The organism is Williamsia maris (genome assembly GCF_024171815.1).
Taxonomy (GTDB): Bacteria; Actinomycetota; Actinomycetes; order Mycobacteriales; family Mycobacteriaceae; genus Williamsia_A; species Williamsia_A maris.
The window spans coordinates 709559-732020 of record NZ_JAMTCJ010000002.1 but is presented as its reverse complement, the minus strand read 5'-3'; the positions used below and the strand labels follow the sequence as shown (position 1 = coordinate 732020).

At 70.2% G+C, this 22462-nt stretch carries 18 protein-coding genes; 6 read left to right on the top strand and 12 right to left on the bottom strand.

All coding sequences use genetic code 11. From position 1 onward, the window contains the following. Positions 1 to 11 precede the first annotated feature (11 nt). Positions 12 to 1658: a SpoIID/LytB domain-containing protein gene (locus LX13_RS10475; RefSeq protein ID WP_253661268.1), complete on the bottom strand. Its 1647-nt coding sequence runs from the start codon at positions 1656 to 1658 to the stop codon at positions 12 to 14. A gap of 208 nt (positions 1659 to 1866) precedes the next feature. Here LX13_RS10475 and LX13_RS23450 point away from each other — a divergent pair, with 208 nt between their 5' ends. Further along, positions 1867 to 4026: an N-acetylmuramoyl-L-alanine amidase gene (locus LX13_RS23450; RefSeq protein WP_253661267.1), complete on the top strand. Its 2160-nt coding sequence runs from the start codon at positions 1867 to 1869 to the stop codon at positions 4024 to 4026. Positions 4027 to 4029: 3 nt separating this feature from the next. Here the strand turns inward: LX13_RS23450 and LX13_RS10465 are convergent, their stop codons facing one another. The 3 genes from LX13_RS10465 to LX13_RS10455 are packed head-to-tail and all read right to left on the bottom strand — an operon-like array spanning position 4030 to position 6093. After that, a complete protein-coding gene (locus LX13_RS10465; RefSeq protein WP_253661266.1) occupies positions 4030 to 4422 on the bottom strand; it encodes a hypothetical protein in 393 nt (130 codons plus the stop codon). A 46-nt stretch (positions 4423 to 4468) separates the two neighbouring features. Next, complete coding sequence (locus LX13_RS10460; protein ID WP_253661265.1) at positions 4469 to 5299, bottom strand: HAD family hydrolase; 831 nt, start codon at positions 5297 to 5299, stop codon at positions 4469 to 4471. A gap of 2 nt (positions 5300 to 5301) precedes the next feature. Then, entirely contained in the window at positions 5302 to 6093 is a 792-nt protein-coding gene (locus tag LX13_RS10455; RefSeq protein ID WP_253661264.1) for a lysophospholipid acyltransferase family protein, read from the bottom strand. Positions 6094 to 6245: 152 nt separating this feature from the next. Between LX13_RS10455 and LX13_RS23445 the strand changes: the two genes are divergently transcribed. Further along, positions 6246 to 7406, top strand: a complete 1161-nt coding sequence (locus LX13_RS23445) for a GGDEF domain-containing protein (RefSeq protein ID WP_253661263.1) — start codon at positions 6246 to 6248, stop codon at positions 7404 to 7406. 12 nt (positions 7407 to 7418) lie between these two features. Here LX13_RS23445 and LX13_RS10445 read toward each other — a convergent pair whose 3' ends face one another. Together LX13_RS10445 and LX13_RS10440 are read right to left on the bottom strand one after the other, a co-directional pair. Next, complete coding sequence (locus LX13_RS10445) at positions 7419 to 8639, bottom strand: hypothetical protein (protein ID WP_253661262.1); 1221 nt, start codon at positions 8637 to 8639, stop codon at positions 7419 to 7421. 106 nt (positions 8640 to 8745) lie between these two features. Further along, positions 8746 to 9501, bottom strand: coding sequence for a lysophospholipid acyltransferase family protein (locus tag LX13_RS10440; RefSeq protein ID WP_253661261.1), 756 nt, complete (start codon positions 9499 to 9501; stop codon positions 8746 to 8748). A 77-nt stretch (positions 9502 to 9578) separates the two neighbouring features. Between LX13_RS10440 and LX13_RS10435 the strand changes: the two genes are divergently transcribed. Together LX13_RS10435 and LX13_RS10430 are read left to right on the top strand one after the other, a co-directional pair. Continuing rightward, positions 9579 to 11159 (top strand): Rieske 2Fe-2S domain-containing protein, encoded by a 1581-nt coding sequence (locus tag LX13_RS10435; RefSeq protein WP_253661260.1) that lies wholly within the window; start codon positions 9579 to 9581, stop codon positions 11157 to 11159. Between the two features lie 13 nt (positions 11160 to 11172). Further along, the gene (locus LX13_RS10430; RefSeq protein WP_253661259.1) at positions 11173 to 11652 is read left to right on the top strand and encodes a PaaI family thioesterase; all 480 of its coding nucleotides are present in this window, start codon (positions 11173 to 11175) and stop codon (positions 11650 to 11652) included. Between the two features lie 15 nt (positions 11653 to 11667). Here the strand turns inward: LX13_RS10430 and LX13_RS10425 are convergent, their stop codons facing one another. From LX13_RS10425 to LX13_RS23225, 4 genes are all read right to left on the bottom strand, one after another. Further along, positions 11668 to 12285 (bottom strand): hypothetical protein, encoded by a 618-nt coding sequence (locus LX13_RS10425; RefSeq protein WP_253661258.1) that lies wholly within the window; start codon positions 12283 to 12285, stop codon positions 11668 to 11670. A 10-nt stretch (positions 12286 to 12295) separates the two neighbouring features. Next, the gene (locus LX13_RS10420) at positions 12296 to 12970 is read right to left on the bottom strand and encodes a hypothetical protein (protein WP_253661257.1); all 675 of its coding nucleotides are present in this window, start codon (positions 12968 to 12970) and stop codon (positions 12296 to 12298) included. Between the two features lie 155 nt (positions 12971 to 13125). Then, the gene (locus tag LX13_RS10415) at positions 13126 to 13638 is read right to left on the bottom strand and encodes a hypothetical protein (RefSeq protein ID WP_253661256.1); all 513 of its coding nucleotides are present in this window, start codon (positions 13636 to 13638) and stop codon (positions 13126 to 13128) included. Continuing rightward, positions 13635 to 18833, bottom strand: coding sequence for a PE family protein (locus tag LX13_RS23225; protein WP_308214729.1), 5199 nt, complete (start codon positions 18831 to 18833; stop codon positions 13635 to 13637). The genes LX13_RS10415 and LX13_RS23225 overlap by 4 nt, the downstream gene beginning before the upstream one ends. Positions 18834 to 19383: 550 nt before the next feature. On the opposite strand from LX13_RS23225, the gene LX13_RS10400 reads away from it, so the two are divergent. Beyond that, complete coding sequence (locus LX13_RS10400; protein ID WP_253661255.1) at positions 19384 to 20274, top strand: HNH endonuclease signature motif containing protein; 891 nt, start codon at positions 19384 to 19386, stop codon at positions 20272 to 20274. 154 nt (positions 20275 to 20428) lie between these two features. On the opposite strand, the gene LX13_RS10395 is transcribed toward LX13_RS10400, so the two are convergent. Next, a complete protein-coding gene (locus LX13_RS10395; RefSeq protein WP_253661254.1) occupies positions 20429 to 20866 on the bottom strand; it encodes an EVE domain-containing protein in 438 nt (145 codons plus the stop codon). A 99-nt stretch (positions 20867 to 20965) separates the two neighbouring features. Further along, positions 20966 to 21802, bottom strand: coding sequence for an alpha/beta fold hydrolase (locus tag LX13_RS10390; RefSeq protein ID WP_253661253.1), 837 nt, complete (start codon positions 21800 to 21802; stop codon positions 20966 to 20968). A 105-nt stretch (positions 21803 to 21907) separates the two neighbouring features. On the opposite strand from LX13_RS10390, the gene LX13_RS10385 reads away from it, so the two are divergent. Next, complete coding sequence (locus LX13_RS10385) at positions 21908 to 22459, top strand: TetR/AcrR family transcriptional regulator (protein ID WP_253661252.1); 552 nt, start codon at positions 21908 to 21910, stop codon at positions 22457 to 22459. Positions 22460 to 22462 lie beyond the last annotated feature (3 nt).

Sequence of the window (22462 nt, the reverse complement as noted above, 5' to 3'; positions counted from 1 at the left end):
CCGAACCGGACTCACGGTCCGGCGTCGGCGGACGGGAAGCCGAGCGCGCCCTCGGCGCCCTTCGCCACGAAATCCGTCAGTGCCTTGCCCGCCAGCACATGCGCGCCGGTGGTCGGGCTGAAGTAGACGTTGCCACCCGCGAACTTCTGCACGGCGCCGCCCGCGATGGTGATGACCGGGCCCAGGACCTGCCCGAGCAGGCCCGACGGCCCGCCGAGCTCGGCGATCTTCGCGTCGATGGCGGCGATCGCGGCCTTGAGCAGGTCGGCCACCGGACCGGTCAGGGTGCTCGGCAGGGCGCCTTCACCCGGGACGGTCGTGCTCGGGGCCGCGGGGGTACCGGGTGTCGCCGGCGTTCCGGGTGTGCCGCCACCCCCGACCGCCCCGAGGAGCGAGTCGACGAGCGAGGGCAGGACGCCGCCGGGGGTGCCCGCCGCGGCACCGGACGGTGCGGACGGGCCGACACCGGCGGGCGGTGCGACGATCCGCGGCTTGGGCTGACCCTGCACCGTGAACCAGGCCGAGCGCAGCTTGAGCTTCGTGCGGACGTCGTCGCCGGTGGCCTCGACCGTCCGGGACGTACCGCTGATCTTGACCTTGGTCGCGCGTCCGTTGTCCGGGCCGAGTCCGTTGGCCTCGACGACCTGGATACCGGTCAGCGACCCGACGCCGAAGGCGGAGGCGATGCTGCTCGATCCGACCGTGGTGGTCCAGTTGTGGTTCGGGGACTCGGTGTCGCCGTCGTCGACGACGGCCGGGAAGTTGACGCCTGCGGTGTAGCCGCCGGTCGAGGAGGAGAACTCGGTGAACGCGGGCGCACCGTTGACCACGCGGATCTGTCCCGCGGTCGCGTCGGCCGCGGTGTTGGTACGGGGATCCTCGGCGCCGGCACCGCCGTAGACCTGAGACATCATCGTGTCGTCGATCTTCTTGCCCTTGTCGGTCGCGGCGAGTGCGTAGGTGCGCGCGGCCACCGCCTGCGCCTTGAGGGCCTCCGCGCCGCCCTGATCGGCCCAGCGCGCCGGGCTCTCCTTCGGCGTCACGCCCTTCACGTAGTCGTCGACGGCGAGGATGTTGACCGCGCGTCCGCCGTCGAGGCCGATGGAGCCGCGGTAGGCGTCGTTGGACCCGCAGAACTTCAGCCACTCGTTGGCGGGTCGGTTGGGTGCGATGTTGATCGGGTCGATCTTCGGTGGGGTCACCGGGATGGTGCGCACCACGGCGCCGCCACATCCCGCGGTGACGGTGGCGGTGGTCCCGGACAGACGAACCGCCTGTCCGGGGGCCACCGTCTGGCCACCGACCCTCATCCCGGCGTCCGCACGCACATTCGCCGTGGTGTTGCGCGTGAGCGCAACCGTCACGGCCTTGTCCGTCTTCCCCGCGGTCGTGCCGCCGTAGTAATGGCCGAGGATCTGGTCGTACTTCCAGCCCTTCTTCGCGTACCCGAAGGCGCCGTACTGTCCCATCCCGCGCCCGTGGCCGAAGCCGTGGCCGATCAGGGTCACCTGGGCGCCGACCGAGAGCGACACCGGCTCGTCGATGGACGACTCGTGCGCGACGAACGCGCCGACGCCGATGGCGGAGACCACCAGAGCAGGAGCCAACCCCAGCGTGATCGAGGTCAGCGTTCTGCGGTCGGTGGCTCGACGTGCCATCGGCGATCCTTCATGTGGGTTGCGGTCAAGTGACTGGTGGGACTCCAGCGACTGTAGTGACCGAATTGAAGTCACAACAGTGAACTCATGTCACAACAGCATCACGAGTTACACGCCACGCCGTCAGAGGTCGTGGACTTCGCACCCTCCCGCCGACACGATGTGGCGGTCTGTCGGATTTCGGCGGGCCGAACGAGGGAGATCCACAGTGCGCTATCGCCGACCGAGACCGTCGATCGTGTTGGCGGCCGTCGCGGCGGTCGTCGTCGCGAGCCCGGTGGCCGTTCTCGTGGGCGGCAGCGCCCCGGACAACGCCGTCGACCAGCGAACACCGGCGTCCGACGCCATCTCGACCACGATCCGCCAGGTCAGTCTCGACACGGTCCCGTCGACGGTGCTGGACCTCGTCCGATCCGGTCTGGCCGGGGTCGGCGTGACGCTCCCGCCCCTCGACCTGCTCAAGCTCCAGATCCCCGACATCGCGCGGGCGTTGCCGCCCGGCGTGCTGCCCACCGGTCTGATCCCGCCCGAGTTGCTCCCGTCGTCGGCGCCGTCCACCTCGGGCCCGGCCGTGACCACCGATCCCCGCACGCCGGTGTCGGCACCCGTGCCCGCCGGTGCGGTGGTCAAGGAGATCACCCGCAAGGACCCGTTCAGCATGGTCGCCCTGACCTGGGACGGTCTGTCCGACACGACCGCCTACGTCCGCGCCCGTCAGCCCGACGGCTCGTGGGGCAAGTGGTTCTCCGCCGACCCCATCGACGGCGGCCCCGCGGTCCGCACCGGACGCGCGCCGACCAGCCAGGGCACCGAGCCGGTCTGGGTCGGCAACACCAAGGCCGTCCAGGTGGTCGTGACCAAGGACGGCGTCGCCACCCCGGGCGTCGAGGGCGCGAAGCCGGCCCCGTCGGCGGGCGCCACCGCGACCACGACCGTTCCCGAGATGTCGGTGGCACCGGGCGAGATCGCCCCGCGTGCGTTCACCGTCCCCCGCGCCCCGGTGCAGGGCGACCCGATGGCCCCCGCCGCGACACCGGCCCCACCCGGACCGACCACCACCGCGTCGGCCCCGGCCCCGATGACGACACCGTCGACGCCGAACGCGCTGGAGAAGGTCGTCTCGACCCTCAAGGCCGCGCTGATCGACCCCGGCGCCGGTGGCGCACCGGGCGGCCTCGGGCTGCCCGCGGTCCTACCCGGCCAGCAACCGCCGATCATCACCCGCGCGCAGTGGGGTGCCGACGAGTCCAAGCGGTGCCAGCAACCGACCTACGACCCGACCCTCAAGGCCGCGGTCGTCCACCACACCGCGGGCAACAACGACTACACCGCCGAGCAGTCGGCCGAGATCGTGCGCGGCATCTACGCCTATCACGCACAGACGTTGGGCTGGTGCGACATCGGTTACAACGCGCTGGTCGACAAGTACGGCCAGATCTTCGAGGGCGCGTTCGGCGGACTCGACAAGAACGTGCAGGGCACCCACACCGGCGGCTTCAACCGCGACACCGTCGGCGTGGCGATGATCGGCAACTACAACGACATCGCACCCACGCCGGAGGAGATCCGGTCGGTGGGCAGCTTCCTCGGGTGGCGACTCAAGCTCGCCGGACTCGACCCGAAGGCCAACGCGCAGCTGACGTCGATCGGCTTCGACACCGCGAAGTTCGGTGCGGGTGAGACGTCGAACCTGCCGGTCATCAGCGGTCACCGCGACTACGACAACACCGAGTGCCCCGGCACCCTCGGTTACGCGGCCCTGCCGCAGATCCGGGACGTGGCCGCGGGCAACCTCGCCGCCGCGGGGACCCCGAGTGCGGCGCCGACGGCACCCGGTTCCTCGGCCGCCCCGGGTGCGCCGAGCACCTCACCGGGTACCGCGGACGTCCTGTCCACGACCGACGTGGGAGCGATCGCGAAGAAGTGGCTGTCGCTGGGTGGCGCCACCGGCATCCTGGGCCAGGCGCAGTCCCCGGAGATGACGACGCCCGACGGCGCCGCCAAGTACGTGAACTTCTCCGACGGCAAGATCTACTGGTCGAAGGAGACCGGCGCGCAGGTCGTGCAGGGTGCCATCGAGAAGGCGTGGGGCGCAGCCGGCTTCGAGAAGAGTGCGCTGGGCATGCCGGTCTCCGGTGAGACCGACGCCGTCAGCGGCATCATCACCCAGGCGTTCCAGTTCGGTTCGCTGGTGTTCAACAAGACGACCGGCGTCGTGGTGAAGGTGATCAAGGCGTTCGTCGACGAGTTCACCCGCAGCATGCGCGACCAGCTGAGCCCGGCCGCTCGACCGACGACTCCGCCGACCGCGACCACGCCCCCGGCGGCGGCACCGGTTCCGGTGCCCACCACCGGGCCGGTCGGCTGAGGCCTACTGACCGACGGGAGCGGTCGAGCGCGCGGTACCCGCATCCGACAGGCAGGTCGCGGTGATGATCGCGGTCCAGCCGGTCGGTGTGTCGGGCTTGACCACCGGACGGGGCTGCTCGGAGCAGGCCTGGTTGCCGTTGAGGCGTACCGAGTTGAAGAGGTAGAGGTTGATCTGCGCGCCGATGACCGCGCTCTGCGGGGTCGGGTAGTAGCGCGAGACGAACTTCTTGTCGTAGGTGCCCGCGACCGCGGCCGAGGCGCCCGGATCGGTGGTGGTCGGGGCCGCGGACGCGGCGCCTGCTCCCACCATCCCGATGCCGACGACGGCGGCCGAGGCGGTGAGGCCGAGGACGATGGACCGGGATGCGGTGCGGCGACCGTTGAACATGTTCACCCCGCCAGTGTCCCGAAGATCCGACGTCGTGTCCACGCCCCGACCGTCATCCGTACCAGCGCATGAGGATTCGTCCGACACCGTCGTTGTCGTTGCTGGAGGCGATCTCGTCGGCCGCGGCCTTGGCCGCCGGGTGCGCGTTGGCCATGGCGACGCCGCGGTCGGCCCAGCGCAGCATCTCGATGTCGTTGGGCATGTCGCCGAACGCGATCACCGCGTCGGTGGGCAGCGAGGCGATGTCGGCGAGCTTCATCAGCCCCGACGCCTTGTTGATGCCCGGCAGTGCGAGCTCGATGAGCCCGTTGTCGGTGGAGAAGGTCACGGCGGCGAGGTCGCCGACCACCTCGGAGAGTCGGCGGGCCATCTCACCGCTGGGCATCCCCGGTTTGCGTACGAGGAGCTTGACCGCCGGCGCCGAGACGACCTCGTCGTCGCCGACCTCGATGTGGTCGGGGTTGAGCCACGCGTGCTCGTATCCGGTCGACGCGACGAACGGGGCCGTCGCGGCGTCGTCGGCGCTCTCCCCCACCCGCTCGGCGGCGAGACCGCACCCCGGGATCAGCTCCTGGGCGAACCCGGCGAGCCGGACCAGGGCGGCGGGGTCGAGGGTGGCCGTGTGCAGCACCTTGTCCTGCGCGACGTCGTAGACGATCGCGCCGTTGGCGCACACCGCGTAGGTGAGGGTGTCGAGTTGGTCGGCGATCTCGGCGACCCACCGCGGGGGCCGGCCGGTCGCCAGCACGAACGTCGTGCCCACCTTCGCGGCACGGCGGATCGCCTCGCGCGTCAGGGGACGCACGGTGTTGCTGTCGTCGATCAGCGTCCCGTCGACATCGCTGACGATGAGGGTGGGTGGACCGAACCTGGTACGACGCATCGTCAGTGACTTCCCTTGTGTTCGTCGCGGGCCCGCGCGGCGCGGAGTTCCGCCTTGCGTGCGTCGTCCTCGGCCTCGATGACCCGCGCCTGCGCGAGGGTCGGTGCGCCCCCGCCCATCGCGGCGGGCACCCAGTACGCGCCGGGCGGATGTGGTCCGTAGGCGGCACGGACGTCGTCGAGCATCGCGCTCATCACCGACTTCAACCGGGCCGTCTCGGTGACGGGGTCGCCGTCGCAGTCGATCGGGTCGCCGAAGCGGACCGTCACCGGGATGTGGCTGCGACCCATGTCGCGGGTGCTCTCACCGACCTTCTCGCCGGTCTTGGTCCACTGCCGCTGTGCGCCCCACACGATGCACGGGACGATGGGGACCCCGGCGGTCTGCGCCATGCGCACGGCCCCGGTCTTGAAGTCCTTGAGCTCGAAGCTGCGGCTGATCGTCGCCTCCGGGTACACCCCGACGACGTATCCCTGCCGGAGGTTCTCGACCGCCTGCGCATAGGCCTCCGCGCCGGCGGAACGGTCCACCGGGACGGTGTGGGTGTGGGTGATGAGGAAGCGCACCAGCGGGTTGTCCATCATCTCCGACTTGATCATGTACCGACACCGTCGGCCGCCGCGGTAGACGCCGATGGCCGCGGGGACGAAGTCGACGTAGCTCGTGTGGTTGATGGCGATGACCGCGCCGCCCGTCGACGGGATCTTCTCTGCGTTGCCCACGTCGAGACGCATCCCCTGCGCCGTGACCAGCGCGTGTGCCGCGATCTCCAACGTCCGGTAGACGGGTTCCATACCCTGAGCCTAACGACCCGTCCGACAGCGATCGACGGAGTTCCGGTGATGACGGGTCGATGACAGTTGTCGAATCACCGTTGGTGATCGGCGGTAACTGTCACACTCATGTCCGTCCGTCGGGGGCGAGTTCTCACCACAGGGGTCACAGCGTGCGAGCAGGTCGTCCACCGTCGTCGGCCGGACCCGGCGACCCCACACCGTTGTCGGGCTCCGGTTTCCGGTCGTCACTGCGACAGTGGATCTTCGGCGAGCACGACTACGCGTGGATCCTCTACCACCACTCCATGCGACCGCTGCATCTACCGATCCGTTTGGTCTTCGCGGCGAACACCTTCCTGTTCGGGGTGTGCTCGGCGCTGTTGTTGATGAGTCCGTACGGGCCGTCGGGAACGGTCGCGGTGACGTGGGTGCTCATCGTGATGGTGGCCCAGCTCGCCGTCATCGCCTTCATCCTCCGGGTGCGGATACCGGTCGGCGCGCACCGGGCCCGGTACTACTTCGTGGGCTTCGCGATATTCGGCGACGTCGGACTGGCCTCGGTCCTCGTCCTCTACAACCCGCTCGCCGGAGCCTTCGGCTGCGCCCTGTTCGTGCTGAACAGCGCCCTGTGCACGTACTTCATCAGTTCCCGGTGGCTGCTCGCCCACATGGGCTTCGCCGCGGTGATCATCGTCTACACGGTCTGGCGTCTGCAGGAATCCCGCTCGCTCGACACCTACGCGACCGTCGCCGGCGGACTCGTGATGATCGCCGCGGTGTGTGCGGTACCGATCGCCGCACACGTCGCGTGGACGCTGCTGTCGATCGACGCACGGCAGTCGTTGCGCGATCCGCTGACCGGACTGCACAACCGCCGGGGCATCGACGCGTCGCTCGAACCGCTGTGGCGCGCCGCGCGGGCCGGGGGCACCGCGATCGGCGCGGTGGTCATCGACGTCGACAAGTTCAAACGGATCAACGACACCTATGGGCACGACGTCGGTGATCTGGTGCTGCAGCAGATGTCGGCCCGGATGGTCGGGCTCGCGGGCCCGACCGCGGTGGTGGGTCGGACCGGCGGCGAGGAGTTCACGATCGTGTTGACCGGCACGGTGGCCGACGTCGTCGACCGGGTGACGTCGCTGCCCGACCGACTCCGCGACGCCATCGACTCGGCGCCGGTGACCGTCAGTGTCGGTGCGGCGGTCATCGAATCGCCCCGCGATCACCGCGTCGACATCGCGATACGGCACGCGTTGCGCGCGGCCGACGCCCGCATGTACGACGCCAAACGCAGCGGTGGCGGACGGGCCTTCCTCAGCTCGATCTGAGCGGGCGCGGGGTCAGTTCGGCTGGAACTGCGGCGGATCCTTGCTGAGGTCGACGTCGCCGGAGAGATAGTCGGTGGCCGACCGCGTCACCGGTGCGGGACTGCGATTCGACCGGTACGTCGCCTGCCACGGCACCGAGCCGGACACCGCGATGGCGTCGGAGTCGGTGTAACCGGAGTACCGCAGCTTGAGCGAGGACAGCTCCATCGTGCGTGGGTCACTCCAGGTGACCGTGCCCGGCAGCGCGTCGAAGGCGAACACCTCCTGCTCGCAGCCCGGCTTGTCCACCGAGGCGTCGGTCTGTGTGGACTGCGCGCAGTACTGCAGGTAGGCGGTGACCGCGATGGACGCCGCCTTGTTGCCGTCCTTGCTGATGTCGAAGTCGAGCTGGGGGTAGTAGGAGGAGTAGGGGCCGACGGGCCAGTCGTCGGCCTTCCCGTCGGTCGCGGCGATGTACTTGTTCGACGTCCCCCACTCGAGCGGTCCCGGAAAGACGTAGGCCTTCGAATCGCCCGAGACGTCCACGCCGAACAGCGTGGGCTTGTTCTTCTCGATCGAACCCGACGACAGGTCGATCTCGATCGCGCCCTGCTCGACCTTCCAGTCGCCGTCGGTCTCGGTCAGCCGGAAGTCGACGTCGGCGTTGCGCTGACCGAAGTTGTAGGTGGCCTTGACTATCGCGCGCTCGGACGTGGTCATACTCCGCACGACCTTGATGTCCCCGATCTTGGCCTTGGCCTGCTGACGCTTGAGGATGTCGTCGGTCAACAGCTTGGTGTTGCCGGGCTCGTCGATCGTCGACAACGCCTTTTTCGCGTCGCCGTCGGAGAGCGCCTGGAGGTAGGCGGTCACGGTGTCCGACGGGTCGGAGTCGTCGTCGGAGAGCACCAGCAGCGAGACCGTCGTCGCGATCACCAGGATCACCACGATGCCCGCGATGATCGGTCCGATCACCCAGCCGCGTCGCCACCACGGCGCACGGGTGGGTGGCCCGGGCGGCGGGCCCCACGGCGGACCGCCGGTCGGCGGACCGTATCCCGGTGGCGGACCGTACTGGGGTTGGCCGTACGGGGGCTGGCCGGGCGGGAACTGGCCGGGCGGGAAGGGCTGATTCTGCGGGAACTGGGGGTACTGCCCGGGCGGGGGAAACGCCTGCCCCGATGCAGGATCCCATGGCTGCCCTGGCCCCTGCGGACCGTTCCAGCCACCACCCTGATTCGGCGGTTGACTCATGTTCCACCCCGTGTCGTGAGATCGGCGTACGCCCGTTTCGGGCGAATATCCCCGACAGAGTAGCGGCCGCCGTCTCGGGCGTCCGTACGAACCCGACGCGCAGGTCTCAGCCGTCGCGCTCGGCGCGACGAGCGGCCTTCTCGGCGCTCTCCTGAGCGTCCATCGCGTCGGCCTCGGCCAGTGTCGGGGCGCCACCGCCCAGCCGCGACGGCACCCAGTACTCGCCGGCCGGATGGGGACCGTAGGCCTGCTGGACCCGATCGAGGGTGTCGGCCATCGCGCGATGCAGGGTCGCGGTCAGCTCGGCCGGGTCGCCGAGCGGCGCGATCGGGGGCGCGACGCCGATGCTGATCGGGGTGTTGGTGCGCCCCATCCGTCGCGGGTGGCCCTTCGTCCAGACGCGCTGGGCGCCCCAGATGACGGTCGGGACGATGGGGACCCCGGCCTCGAGCGCCATACGGGCGGCGCCGGACTTGAACTCCTTGATCTCGAAGCTGCGGCTGATCGTCGCCTCCGGGTAGACGCCGACGAGTTCACCGGCCTGCAGGTACTCGACGGCGGCGCGGTAGCTGTCGGCGCCGGCGCCACGGTCGACCGGGATGTGCTTCAGTGCGCGCATGATGGGTCCGCTGACCTTCGAGTCGAAGACCTCTTTCTTGGCCATGAAGCGCACTTTGCGACGGCCGTGCAGGAACGCGGGGAGCCCGGCGTAGGTGAAGTCGAGGTACCCGGTGTGGTTGATCGCGATGACCGCGCCGCCGGTCAGGGGCACGTTCTCGGCGCCGGTCACGGTGAACTTGAGTCCCTGCGCTGCCCACATCGAGCGGGCGATCGCGATCACGGTGTCGTAAGCGGGTTCCATGCGGACGACAGTAGCGTCCGCCTCTACCCTGGAGGGGCGGTCGCGTGAGCGACGCATGATCGAGAGGAACGAAACCAGTGCAGGTCACCAGCGTCGGGCACGCCGGATTCCACATCCAGACAGCGGCCGGGTCGATCCTGTGCGACCCGTGGGTCAATCCCGCCTACTTCGCATCGTGGTTCCCGTTCCCGGACAACACCGAGCTCGACTGGCGCACGCTCGGTGACTGCGACTACCTCTACGTCTCGCACCTGCATCGCGATCACTTCGACGCGCGCAACCTGGCCGAGAACGTCAACAAGGACACAACCGTCCTGTTGCCGGACTACCCGGTGCCGGATCTGCGCCGTGAGCTCGAGGCGCTCGGCTTCCACAAGTTCGTCGAGACCGAGGATTCGGTCACGACGACCGTCAGCAACGACAAGGGCAGCCTCGACATCATGATCGTGGCGCTGCGGGCGCCCGCCGACGGTCCGATCGGCGACAGCGGGCTGATCGTCTCCGACGGTGAGACCACCTGCTTCAACATGAACGACGCCCGGCCGGTCGACCTCGACGTGATCTCGGAAGCGTTCGGCCACATAGACATCCATCTGCTGCAGTACTCCGGCGCCATCTGGTATCCGATGGTCTACGACATCCCGCGCAAGTCGAAGGCCAACTTCGCGGCACAGAAGCGGCAGCGCGGCATGGACCGGGCGCGGTCGTACATCGAGCAGGTCGGCGCCACGTGGGTGGTCCCCTCGGCCGGACCGCCGATGTTCCTCGACGACGAGCTCCGCTACCTCAACGATGTCGGCGACGCCGAGGGCAACCCCGATCCAACGAGCATCTTCCCTGATCAGGCCACGTTCCTCGACCAGATGGTCTCCCACGGCACCGACGACGGCACCAAGCACCGCGGGCTGATGATGGTGTCGGGGTCGACGGTGGAGCTGCGCGGTTCCGAGCTCGTCGAGATCGGTCACCCATATCCGCCGGAGCAGGTGTTCGGCGTCAACAAGGCCGCCTACCTCGAGCGGATGGCGGAGAAGTTCGCACCGGTGATCGCCGAAGCGAAGGCGTCGTGGGCGCCCGCCGAGGGGGAGCCCCTGTTGCCTGCGCTGCGGGATCTGTTCGAGCCGATCATGGCGGCCAGCGACCTCATCTGCGATGGGATCGGCTACCCGGTCGGGCTCGTCATGGGCGAGACCACCGTCGTGCTCGACTTCCCGAACCGCACGGTGCGCGAACCCAAGGAGGGCGAGGGCAAGTACCGCTACGGCTTCCGCATCGCGCCCGAGATGGTGCGAACGGTGTTGCGCGACAACGAACCCGACTGGGTCAACACGATCTTCCTGTCGACCCGGTTCACCACGTGGCGCATCGGTGGGTACAACGAGTTCCTGTACACGTTCTTCAAATGCCTGACCCCGGAACGTGTCGCATACGCCGACGGGTGGTTCTCCGAGGCGCACGACGACACGGCGTCGATCGTCAAGGACGGCTGGGAGATCCAGCGTCGGTGTCCGCACCTCAAGGCCGACCTGTCGAAGTTCGGCGTCATCGAGGGCGAGAAACTGACCTGCAACCTGCACGGCTGGTCGTGGGATCTGCCCACCGGACGGTGCCTGACCTCGAAGGGTCACGAACTCCGCTCGGCCAAGATCGAGTCGTGAGCGAACGCGCGACATGAACAGGCCGGGGCGCTCGTACACCTGGGCGGCACCGGGCGCTCGTCGGCGCAGCACCCTGCCCGGACTCGAGCAGATCCGCGCACAGATCGACGGGTCGATGGAGCTGAGCCCGGCCGCGTCCACCCTCGACTACCGGCCGGTCGATGCCGGCGAGGGGTGGGCGGTGATCGAGATGGAGCCACGCGAGTTTCACTGCAATGCAAACGGAACCGTGCAGGGCGGGGTGATCGCGGCGGTCATCGACTCGGCCTTCGGGTCGGCGCTGATGACGGTCAACGTCGACAACCGACGCTTCTCCACCCTCGACCTGAGCTGTCGCTACATCCGCGCCATCAGCCCGGACCGCGGTGCGATCCGGGTGCGCGCGGAGGTCGAGCACCATGGCCGGACCACGGCCACCGTGCGCGCCGAGGTCCACGACGCGCAGGGCCGACTCGTCGCCAGCGCGACGTCGACGCTGTTGATGCTCTCCTAACCCACGGGCGGGCCGTCAGTTCGCGCGAAAGCGCTTGAACTCGGTGTCGGACAGCGTGAACCCGAACCCGTCGGGGTTGACGCAGGCGATGCCGACGGTGGCAGCCGAGCAGACGATGGTGAGGTCCGGACGGGGTCGGAACACGACGCGTTGGCCGTAGGCCAGCGTGTTCGGTGACCGGATCGCGTTGCCCTGGACGATGGTTGCGCACAGCGGCTTGTCGAAGTCGAAGAAGCCGAACTGGTTGGCCCTGCCCTGCTCCTCGCCGGGATAGAAGCCGCACAGCAGCGACGGATCCACGGTGTGCCGGTTGTCCAGGGTCTGGCAGACGAGCGTCTCCGACGTCGTACGGCACTCGATCTTCTTCGACGGTGACGCGAAGGAGTAGCTCGTGCCGTCGGCGAAGTCGGATGCGGGCAGCGCGCCGGCGGTGGGGTCGGCCGGCGTCGTGGTGGTCGTCGTTGTGCTGGCCGTCGACGTGTCGGACGGCGCCGACGAGCCCGCCTGCGGCACGGCCGAATCCGAGACGGTCACCGTGGAGGTTGGCGGCGCAGGATCGGCGGTGTCGTCGGAGCACGCGGTGATCACCAGCAGTAGGGCGAAGACGCCACCGAGACCACGGAGAACACGCATTTCCACCTCTCTAGAGCACTGTGAACGAGTCGACCGACAGGAAGAACCCGGTGGCGCCGACGCCACCGACCTGGGTGCAGGTGAGTCCATCGACCGCGGATGCACAGGTGATCGTACGACCGCCCATGGGCGAGAAGGTGACCCGCTGGCCGTAATCCAGGGTGTGCGGCGAATTGAAGCCCTCACCCTGGATGATCGTCGCGCACGGGGCGGGACCGCTGGGGAACCAGCCGAAGCGGACCGCGCGGCTCTGCTCCAGTCCGGGATAGAAGTTGCACAGGGACGCCGTGGTGACGGTGTGCGGTTTGCCCGACGTCTGACACATGAAATTGCCGTCGATCGCACGGCACTGGATCTGCTTGCTCGGCGAGGCGAACGAGTATCGAGATCCGTCGGCGAAGTCCGAGACGGGCCGTGTAGCAGCGGCCGGGGTCGCGACGTCCCGGGTGTCGGCCACGGGCGTTTCGGTGACAGGTGCGTCAGCGGTGGGTGCCGACCCCGAGCCCGCGTCCGGATCCGAGCCCTGGGTGTGCGGCGCCGACGATCCCGGTGCGGTGACCGTCACCGTCGAGGTGGGCGCCTCCGATCCGGTGTCGGACTCCCCCGACGAGCAGGCTCCCGCCATGAGAACGAGCGCTCCGGCTGCGGCCAGTGCTGCGAGCCTCTTCGGGGCGATTCCGATCATTGGTACTCCTCAGTTCCGGGGTGTACTCGGAAGTCGCTCGGATCGACTCGGCCGTTACTGCGGGTAGCTATGTGTCGATCGGTCAGCCGACGTGGTCTCCGGACAGCGACGAGCCGCCGGTGGCGGATTGCCACCGGCGGCTCGTCTCGAGATCACTACTTGCAGGCGTTGGTGACGGCCGTGGCCGCCGTGCCCGCGCCGCGTATCGCACCGGTGACCGCGGGTGCATCGGCACCCGCTCCGGCGAGGTACTGCGTTGCGACCGTTCGGTACTGCTGTGCCAGCTCGGTCACTGCGCTTCGGAGTTCGTCGCGCGCCGCCGGTGCGGAATCGAGGGCGTCGGTCAAGTTCACCGACGCCGCGAACAACGCCAACCGGGCGTTGGCCGCCGCGGCGGACTCGCCCGCGACACCGCCGGGTGGGGTGCTGCCGGTCTGGGTCGAGACCGCGCGCAGGTTCACCGTGAACGCGTCGCACACCGTCCGGGTGTCGGTGTTCCTCTGCGCGTCGCCGTAAGTCGGCCCGTCATCATCGGAGCCGCCCTGCACGAGGGCGAAGACCGCGATCACCGCGGCGACCAGGGCGAGGACAACCGCAACGACGGCCAACACCGTGGGTGTGCGGTTGACCCGCACCTGGCCGCCGTCGGACGTTGCGTGCTGGCTCACCCGACACCGTTGCCGTTGGCGCCCTTGGTGCCGTTGGTCGACCCGGGGCCGGATCCGGAACCGCCGGCACCACCGGTGCCACCGGTCCCCGTTCCCGCGCCCGGGGCGTTGCCGGTGCCACCGGCACCACCGTTGCCGCCGTTGCCGCCCTGGACGGCCGGCTTGCCGACACCGCCTGCACCACCGACACCGCCTGCGCCGCCGACTGCGTTGCCGTTTGCGTTGTTGGTCGCCGACCCGCCGGTTCCGCCGGCACCGCCGTCGCCCGCTGACAGCAGAGGCGAGGCAGCATTGCCGGTCGTGTTGACCCCGCCCGCACCGCCGGCACCGCCGGCGCCGCCCGTGGCGGGTCCGCTGCCGGTTCCGACAGCCTGACCGCCCGAGCCGCCCGTGGCGCCCGAGTTGCCGCCGAATGCGCTGGTTCCACCGGTGCCACCGGTCCCGCCGGTGCCACCGACCGCGGTGGTCCCGGTTCCGGTTCCGCCTGTCCCACCGGCGCCACTGCTGCTGCCGATGAGTCCGCTGCTCACACCTCCGGTACCACCGTCACCACCCGTACCGGTGCCGGAAGTGGCTGTCCCGCTTCCGCCGTTGCCACCCCTGCCGCCGTTGAAGCCAGTCCCGCCCTGCCCGGCATCACCGCCCTCTGCGTTGCCGGAGTTCGACGTCACGCTTCCGCCGTTACCACCTTGGCCACCGGTGCCGCTGCCGGAAGAGCCTCCGGCGCCTCCGTTGCCGCCCTGGACGTTTCCGCGCGTGCCCGACACCCCACCGCCGTTACCCCCGGTCCCGCCGGACCCGGTGGACGACGCCCCGCCGGTGCCGCCTGTTCCACCGGCTCCGTTGTTCCCCGAGATGCCTGCTGCGCCGGTGCTGCCGGTGCCGGTCGCGCCACCGGTGCCGGCGAGGCCGCCGGTTCCACCGATCCCTCCGGTCGCACCGTTTCCGCCGACGCCGCCGGTGCCGCCGGTGCCGAAGACCGAGAAGCCGCCCGCGCCACCGGTTCCGCCGCTGCCACCGACCGCGCCGATTCCGCCTGCGCCACCGTTGCCGTTTGCGCCGACGGCTCCGCTGACGAGACCCAGGCCGGCCGCGCCACCACCGCCGCCGGTGCCGCCCGCTCCACCGTTACCGCCGGCCGTTCCGGCACCACCGGCGCCACCCGTGCCGCCGTTTTGGAAGGGTTGCAGCGAGGAGCCCGAACCCACGGCTCCCGTCGCACCGTTGGTGCCGGCACGACCCGCGCCACCGCTACCGCCGGTTCCGCCGACTCCTCCGTTGCCGCCGTTGCCCTGGACACCAGCCGAGCCGCCGGTGCCGCCGGTACCGACTGCTCCCGCAGCGCCGCCGTTACCGCCGGCACCACCTGCGGTTCCTGCGGTTCCCGTGCCGCCGTTGACGCTGCCTGCCGTGCCTGCCGCACCGGTTGTGCCGTTCGTACCCGCGGCACCGTTTCCGCCCTGGGCCCCGTTGCCGCCGGTGCCGTTGACGCCGACGGTCCCGTTGGTCGAGCCGGTTCCCGCTGTTCCCGCGTTGCCACCTGCACCGCCCGCGCCACCGTTCTGCGCGGCGCCGTTGTTCATACCGGTGACGCCGTTCGCGCCGACGGCACCGTTCCCGCCGAGGCCGCCATTGCCACCGTTGCCGCCGACACCCTGCGTGCCCGCGACACCGGCTGCTCCTGCTGCCGCATCGGAGCCGCCGGCCGTTCCGGCCGTGCCCGCGGCACCGCCTGCGCCTCCGTTGCCGCCGATTCCGCCTGCGCCACCGGCTGTTCCCGCGGTTCCCGCCTGCGTGGCGTTCGTCCCGTTCGCACCGTTGTTGCCGTTGGAGCCCGCGCCGCCCATGCCGCCGTCGCCGGCCGCACCACCATTGCCGCTCGAGCCGTTCTGTCCCGACGTGGATCCCACGCCGCCGACACCTGCTTGGGCACCGGCACCGCCGTTACCGCCGGCCTGCCCTGCGCTGCCCGTGTTGCCGTTGCCGCCCGGACCCGTCGCCGCAGCGCCGGTGGCGCCCGCAGCACCGGCCGCGCCGGCACCACCGTTGCCGCCGTCACCGCCCGCTCCGCCGACACCCTGGTCACCTCGGGTGCCGTTCGCGCCCGCCACTCCGCCGGTGCCACCGGTTCCGGCCGCTCCCGCGGTGCCCGCCAACCCGCCGATGCCGCCGGCACCGCCGTTGCCGCCCGACGTGGCGTTGCCGCCCTCTCCGCCCGGTGTGGTGGCGTCGGCCCCATCCCGGCCGTCGTTGCCGTCCGAACCGGCACCGCCCATGCCGCCGTTGCCCGCCGCACCGCCGTTGCCGTTCTGCCCGACCGTGCCGATCGTGGTTCCGGCTCCGCCGCCGCCTGCGTTGCCGCCCCGACCGCCGCTGCCGCCGTCCTGGCCCGCACCGCCTGCGTTGCCGCTCGCACTGAACCCGGTGGCAACAGCGCCGGCATCGCCTATGGCACCGTCCGCGCCCGCGCCGCCGTTGCCGCCGTTGGCACCCTTGCCACCGTCGCCCTGGACTCCCGCCACCGCAGAAGCTCCGGCGACGCCGCCTGTCCCGGATCCGGCCGCTCCGGCGATTCCCGCTGCGCCACCTGCTCCGCCGGCTCCACCCGTACCGCCGTCTTCACCGGCCGTACCGTTGCCGCCGGGGGTGGTCGCTGCGATGCCGTCCGCGCCGTCGGTTCCGTCGGACCCGGTGCCGCCCTTGCCTCCGGCACCGGCCGCGCCACCGTCGCCGCTCGAACCCGCTGTTCCTGCCGAGGATCCGGTACCGGCTGCACCGGCTGCACCGCCCTGGCCGCCGTTGCCGCCTGCCTGCCCGGCACCACCCTCGTTACCGTTCGTGCCGGTGCCGACAGCCGCGAGGCCGGTCGAACCGATTCCGCCGGCCGCGCCGGATCCACCGATACCGCCGTTGCCACCGTTGCCGCCGACGCCCTGGATTCCCGCGACGCCGACCGCACCGTTGCCACCGCCGGTTCCGCCGGTCCCCGCGACACCCGCAGCACCTGCGGCGCCACCGGCACCGCCCGTTCCACCCGTTCCGCCGGCCCCGCCGGCCGTTCCCGATCCGCCCGGAGTCGTCGCGTCCGTTCCGTTCGCGCCGTTGTTGCCGTTCGACCCGGTACCGCCCTGGCCGCCGCTGCCCGCCGCGCCACCGGTGCCGTTGACACCGGTCAGACCCGCGGTCGACCCGGCGCCACCGATGCCGGCGTTGCCGCCCGCACCACCATTGCCGCCGGCCTGACCTGTTCCGCCGGTGTTACCGTTCGCACCGTCGCCGGTCGCGGCCGAACCGACGTCGCCCGTCGCGCCGTTCGCGCCGGCTCCGCCGCGGCCACCGTTGCCGCCCGCGGCGCCCGCGCCCTGCGTTCCTGCTGTTCCGGTCGCGCCCGCGATGCCTCCGGTACCGGTACCTGCTGCGCCCGCCACGCCTGATGCGCCGCCCGCGCCGCCCGCGCCGCCCGCGCCACCGGCCTGGCCCGCAGTTCCCGAGCCACCCGGCGTCGCTGCGTCGATGCCGTCCGCGCCATCGGTGCCCTTCGAACCCGCACCGCCCTGGCCGCCGCTACCCGCCGCGCCACCGCTGCCGCTCGATCCGTCCACGCCCGCGACCGTTCCGGTGCCGCCGATACCGGCGTTGCCGCCTCGACCACCGTTGCCGCCGGCCTGACCCGCGTCTCCTGCGTTGCCCGCTGTGCCCGAGCCTGTGACCGCGACACCTGCCGCGCCGGCTCCACCGTCGTTCCCGGCCGCGCCGACTCCACCGTCACCGCCCGCGCCGCCGTTGCCGAGCGCACCGTCGGCGCCTCTGGTGCCGGCCGTTCCGCCGCTGCCACCGGTTCCGGCCAGACCACCGGCTCCCGCTATGCCACCGGTTCCGCCCTTACCGCCCGCGCCGCCGTCCTGGCCATCGCCGCCGTTGCCACCGGCGCCCACCGCCGCAGTCCCGTCGGCGCCATCGACTCCATCGCCGCCCTGGCCACCGGCACCGCCCGAACCGCCTGCGCCGCCGTTTCCGTTGACACCGACGACACCGACCGCGCCGAACAAGCTCGATGCTCCGCCGGCTCCGGCGTTCCCGCCGCGGCCACCCGCGCCACCGGCCACACCCGCACCACCGTCGTCACCGGCGGCTCCGGCTCCCGTACCGCCCGCACCCGCGCTGCCGTCGGAACCGGTGCCGCCCGCGCCACCGAGACCACCGGCACCGCCGGCTCCACCGTTGCCGATCAATCCTCCGCCGATGCCACCGACACCGCCTGCGCCACCGTCGGTTCCCGCGGTACCCGCCGCCCCGGCCGCACCTGCGCCGCCCGCTCCACCGAGTCCGCCGTCGCCGAGGATGAATCCGCCGCGACCGCCCGCACCGCCGCTGCCACCGGCGAGACCTGTTGCGCCGGCCGCACCCGCGCCGCCGGTGCCGCCCGTTCCGATGAAGCCGGCGTTGCCGCCCGCGCCACCCACTCCGCCGACGACGGTCGCGGCTCCGCCTGCGCCACCGTTGCCGAAGAAGCCGCCGTTGCCGCCCGTCCCTCCGTTGGCCCCACGGCCGCCGTTACCGAACAACAGGCCACCGTTGCCGCCGTTGCACGCCGCCGCAACACAATCGGCGGGCGCGTCCGCACCGTCACCGATGAACACCCGGATCAACATGCCGAGGCCGGACTCCGCTGTGGCACCCGGCGCCGGCACGAACGCGTACGCCGTCCCCGACCGCGCACCGCCTGCGGCGGTGTTCAGCGGCGTCCACGTGGTCTGCGTGGGGAACATGCTGAAGGTCGAGACCGAGGCCTGCGACACCGGGCCCGACGCGGTCGTGCCGACGCTCGCCGAGGGAACGAAGAGCTGGACCGCCGACCTGCCGACACCTGACAGCGGTGGCACCGATGAGGATGCCCCTCCCGACGTCGACGTGCTGGTCGACGAGGTCACCGTCTGCGGCTGGTTCGGGACGACCACCGACGACCCGGTCGGCAGCGACGACAACATCTCCAACGTCTTCTGTGTCAGCACCACGCCCTCGACGTGGACCCGACTCAATGCGTTGTCGGTCCGGGCGTTCGCGCCCGCGGCCTCCGTGAGCGACGCGGGATTCGACCCCGTGCCCGACCCCAACAACACCGCGGCCGCTGCCGTGGTCACGACCGCTCCGGCGGCGGTGCCCGCCAGACCCGCCTTACCGACGGTCTTCGACACTCGCGACGCCTTGTTCCTACCCACGACAACCCCCTCGTATGACTGCTTGTAGGGGTGAAGCTAGACGGCACTGACGACAATTGATCCGTGATTGGCGACACTTCGTCGAAACCGCCGCAATTTCATGCGAACGCGGTACAAAAGTAACCATCGCAAAGTAACCAGTTGCGTCAAACAACAACTGACGCAATCAGTTAGGCGTCATGAACCCGATCGCGACGTGGGCGCACCTCGGCCCCTGGGTCGAGTTGTCCACAGGGCCGCAGACAGGTCTGTTCGGTTGTCGAAAGTCGAATGTATGTTCGACTCATGGCCGGCGCGACCACCACCTCCACACACGGGACCGGTGCGCCTCTGGAGTCGCAGTTGGCCGACGATGAGCACCACAACGCGGCCGAACTCATCGAGATCCTGGCGCACTGTCGCGCGGTCCACGCCTCCGCGGACTTCCGGATGTTGCAGGCGGCCAGTCTGATCCACGACGAACGAGAAGAAGACCACCTCAGCGCGGTCGCCGAGGTCGGTGCGGTCCTCAACCTGCCACCAGCTCGTGCCCGCGAGATCGTCACCGCCGGCGCCGATCACCGACGTCGACGCCCATCTCGCGCAGGCGATCTTCGCCCGCCCACCGATGTCACGAACGCGATTCACCGTGATGGTCGACGCGATCATCGCCGACATCGACTCCGACGCACTCCTGCGTCGCCGCGCCCGCGCCGCCGCCGACCGCAACGTCACCGTCCGACCCGACCACCACGCGCCCGGCCAATCACGGCTCAGCGCGTCGCTGCCGATGGAATCCGCCGCCGAGTTCGACGCTCGCCTGGCCGTCATGGCCGACGAGCCCCACACCAGCGATCCCCGCACCCTCGACCGGCGCCGCGCCGACGCACTCCTCGCCCTGTCCCGCGGCCGACTCCACCTGCCCTGCGAATGCGACGACTGCACCTCCGCAACCGAACCCGAGCATCAGGTTCAGCCCGAGACCACGACAGACGCCCCCACAGTCGACGAGGAATCCCGCCCCGAGCACACGGCGACCCACACCTGCGAATGTCGGCCCAGCTCGACCGAGCGACCCACCTTCCACATCGTCGTCAACTTGTCGACACTGCTCGGGCTCGACGACGACCCCGGCTTCCTCGACGGCAACGGCATCATCGACGCGAACACCATGCGCTCGCTCCTGGCCCAGGCCGAACGCGAGTTCATCCGCCCCGAACCACCCGCATCCGACTCAACGAGATACCGGCCCAGCAAAAAGCTCCAGGCCTTGGTCCGCTCGGGCGAATTGTGCTGCACCTTCCCCGGATGCAACGCCCCCGCATGGCACACCGACCTCGACCACACCGACCCATTCGACACAGGCGGCCGGACCACACGCGCAAACCTGAAACCCCTGTGCCGATTTCACCATCGGATCAAGACCTTCACCGCCTGACGCGACCACCAGGACGAGATGGGGACCGTGTTCTTCCAGTCCCCCACCGGCCACATGTTCCTCGGCAACGCCTACACCGGCACCGACCTGTTCACCGCACTGCGCTCGCCGCCATCACCGGCCGCCCCCACCGTTCTGATCGCCACCGTTCTGATCACTGCAACGCGGGCCACTCCGGCAGGAGCCGAACGATGGCGGCCAGTTGCTCGCGGGTGACCCACGACGGGTTGCTGCCCTGCGGGAGCTTCAGCACTTCCATGTCCGCCAACTCCGGGATCTCGCGCAGGTCGGTGGCCAGAACGCGGTCACCCTCGGCGAGCAGGGTGATGTCGGCCGGAGTGACCCACCCGTCGTCGGGGTCCGACCGGGCCTCGTCGGTGATCCAGCCCAGACCCCAGATGCCGCGCGGGCGCGGACCGTCCCCCGGGCCGCTGACCCAGAGCACCACCCGCTGCCCGGGCCGCATCAGATCCTTGCGGTAATTGTCGGCCACGCAGCGGGATCGGATGGCGATCGACTCGTCGAACCGCCGACCGTCGGCCTTGAACACCCACGCCCCGAGAATCTCCTCGGTGATCGCTCGCTTCGCCATCACCCCACCGTGCCACCGACGCGAACCGGCCGCACCTGATCAAGGGTGCGGCCGGTGAGCGGACGAACCGCTGCTCGCAGGAAAGCTGTTCGGTCGGAACTACTTCGCGAGGAACTCGAGGAGCGCCTTGTTGACCTCTTCGTGATGGGTCCACAGCAGGCCGTGGGGAGCACCCTCGATCTCGATGTACTCCGCATCGGGCAACGCCTTGGTGAACTCACGGCCGGTCGAGTCGATCGGCAGGATGTTGTCGGCGGTGCCGTGCACGATCAGCGCCGGGACGTCGATCTTCGGGATGTCCTCCCGGAAGTCGGTGAGCCACGTCGGCTGTGCGGCGACCGAGGCCCACGGCGACGCGTTGTACGCGAGCTGAGTGTTCGCGTCGAGCGCCTCCTGGCTCAGGCGGTTGCCGAGGAAATCATCGGTGTTGAAGAAGTTCTTGAAGAACTCGGTGAAGAACGCGTAGCGATCGCCCTTCACGGCGTCGAGGAGTCCGTCGAACACGTCCTGCGGGACGCCGGCCGGGTTGTCGTCGGTCTTGAGAAGGTACGGCTCCAGCGACCCGAAGAACGCGGCCTTGGCGACGCGCGAGGATCCGTACTTGCCCAGGTAGCGACCCACCTCGCCGGTGCCCATCGAGAAGCCGACGAGGACGACCTGGTTGAGGTCGAGCTGGTCGAGGACTGCCTTGAGGTCGGCGGCGTAGGTGTCGTAGTCGTGGCCGATGGTCGGACGGCTGGAGCGGCCGAACCCGCGGCGGTCGTAGGTGATGACCCGGTAGCCGGCGTCGAGCAGCGCCGAGGTCTGACGCTCCCAGGACGATCCGTCGAGCGGGTATCCGTGGATCAACACGACCGGCTGCCCGGTGCCGTGATCCTCGTAGTACAGCTCGATCGGAGCGGAATTCTCGGTTCCCACGGTGGTGACGTAGCCCATGACTGCCTCCTGAAGAAGTGCGATGTCGGCGAGATGAGAACGTTCGTTCTCTATCTGGCGCCGACACTACAGAACGATCGTTCTCCCGGCAAGTACACTCGGACCATGGACACCACCCGGACCGCAATCCTCGACGCGGCCGACCGGCTGTACTACGAGCGCGGCATCCAGCAGGTCGGCATCGACGAACTACGCAGCGCATCCGGCGTGTCCCTCAAGCGGCTCTACAGCGAGTTCCCCGGCAAGAACGCGATCGTTCTCGCCGTGCTCGAGCGCAGGCACACCATGTGGGTCGACGGCCTCGACGTCGCCGCGCGCGGACAGAGCACGCCGCGGGGCAAGCTGCTCGCGATCTTCGATTTCCTCGCCGACTGGTTCATCACCGACCAGTTCCGTGGCTGCGCGTTCATCAACGCGTTCGGTGAACTCGGCGGCTCGTCGCCGGAGATCGCCACGGCCGCGCGGGTGCACAAGCAGAGTTTCCAGGACTACGTCGACGGCCTCGTCGCCGACGCCGGCGGCACCATCCCGCTGGCGCGCCAACTCGTCCTGCTCGCCGAGGGCGCCCAGACCACCTCGGCGATCAGCGGCCGACCCGAGGCCGCTGTCCACGCCAAAGCGGCTGCGGCTGTGCTGATCTCGGCCGCGCTCGACTGACCT

Bases quoted from the DNA above. Each gene is read 5' to 3' on its own strand.
- LX13_RS10475 (WP_253661268.1), bottom strand. From the start codon at position 1,658: ATGGCACGTCGAGCCACCGACCGCAGAACGCTGACCTCGATCACGCTG.
- LX13_RS10455 (WP_253661264.1), bottom strand. From the start codon at position 6,093: ATGGAACCCGTCTACCGGACGTTGGAGATCGCGGCACACGCGCTGGTC.
- LX13_RS10430 (WP_253661259.1), top strand. From the start codon at position 11,173: ATGAACAGGCCGGGGCGCTCGTACACCTGGGCGGCACCGGGCGCTCGT.
- LX13_RS10390 (WP_253661253.1), bottom strand. From the start codon at position 21,802: ATGGGCTACGTCACCACCGTGGGAACCGAGAATTCCGCTCCGATCGAG.
- LX13_RS10445 (WP_253661262.1), bottom strand. From the start codon at position 8,639: ATGAGTCAACCGCCGAATCAGGGTGGTGGCTGGAACGGTCCGCAGGGG.
- LX13_RS10460 (WP_253661265.1), bottom strand. From the start codon at position 5,299: ATGCGTCGTACCAGGTTCGGTCCACCCACCCTCATCGTCAGCGATGTC.
- LX13_RS10395 (WP_253661254.1), bottom strand. From the start codon at position 20,866: ATGGCGAAGCGAGCGATCACCGAGGAGATTCTCGGGGCGTGGGTGTTC.
- LX13_RS10385 (WP_253661252.1), top strand. From the start codon at position 21,908: ATGGACACCACCCGGACCGCAATCCTCGACGCGGCCGACCGGCTGTAC.
- LX13_RS10420 (WP_253661257.1), bottom strand. From the start codon at position 12,970: ATGATCGGAATCGCCCCGAAGAGGCTCGCAGCACTGGCCGCAGCCGGA.
- LX13_RS10425 (WP_253661258.1), bottom strand. From the start codon at position 12,285: ATGCGTGTTCTCCGTGGTCTCGGTGGCGTCTTCGCCCTACTGCTGGTG.
- LX13_RS10440 (WP_253661261.1), bottom strand. From the start codon at position 9,501: ATGGAACCCGCTTACGACACCGTGATCGCGATCGCCCGCTCGATGTGG.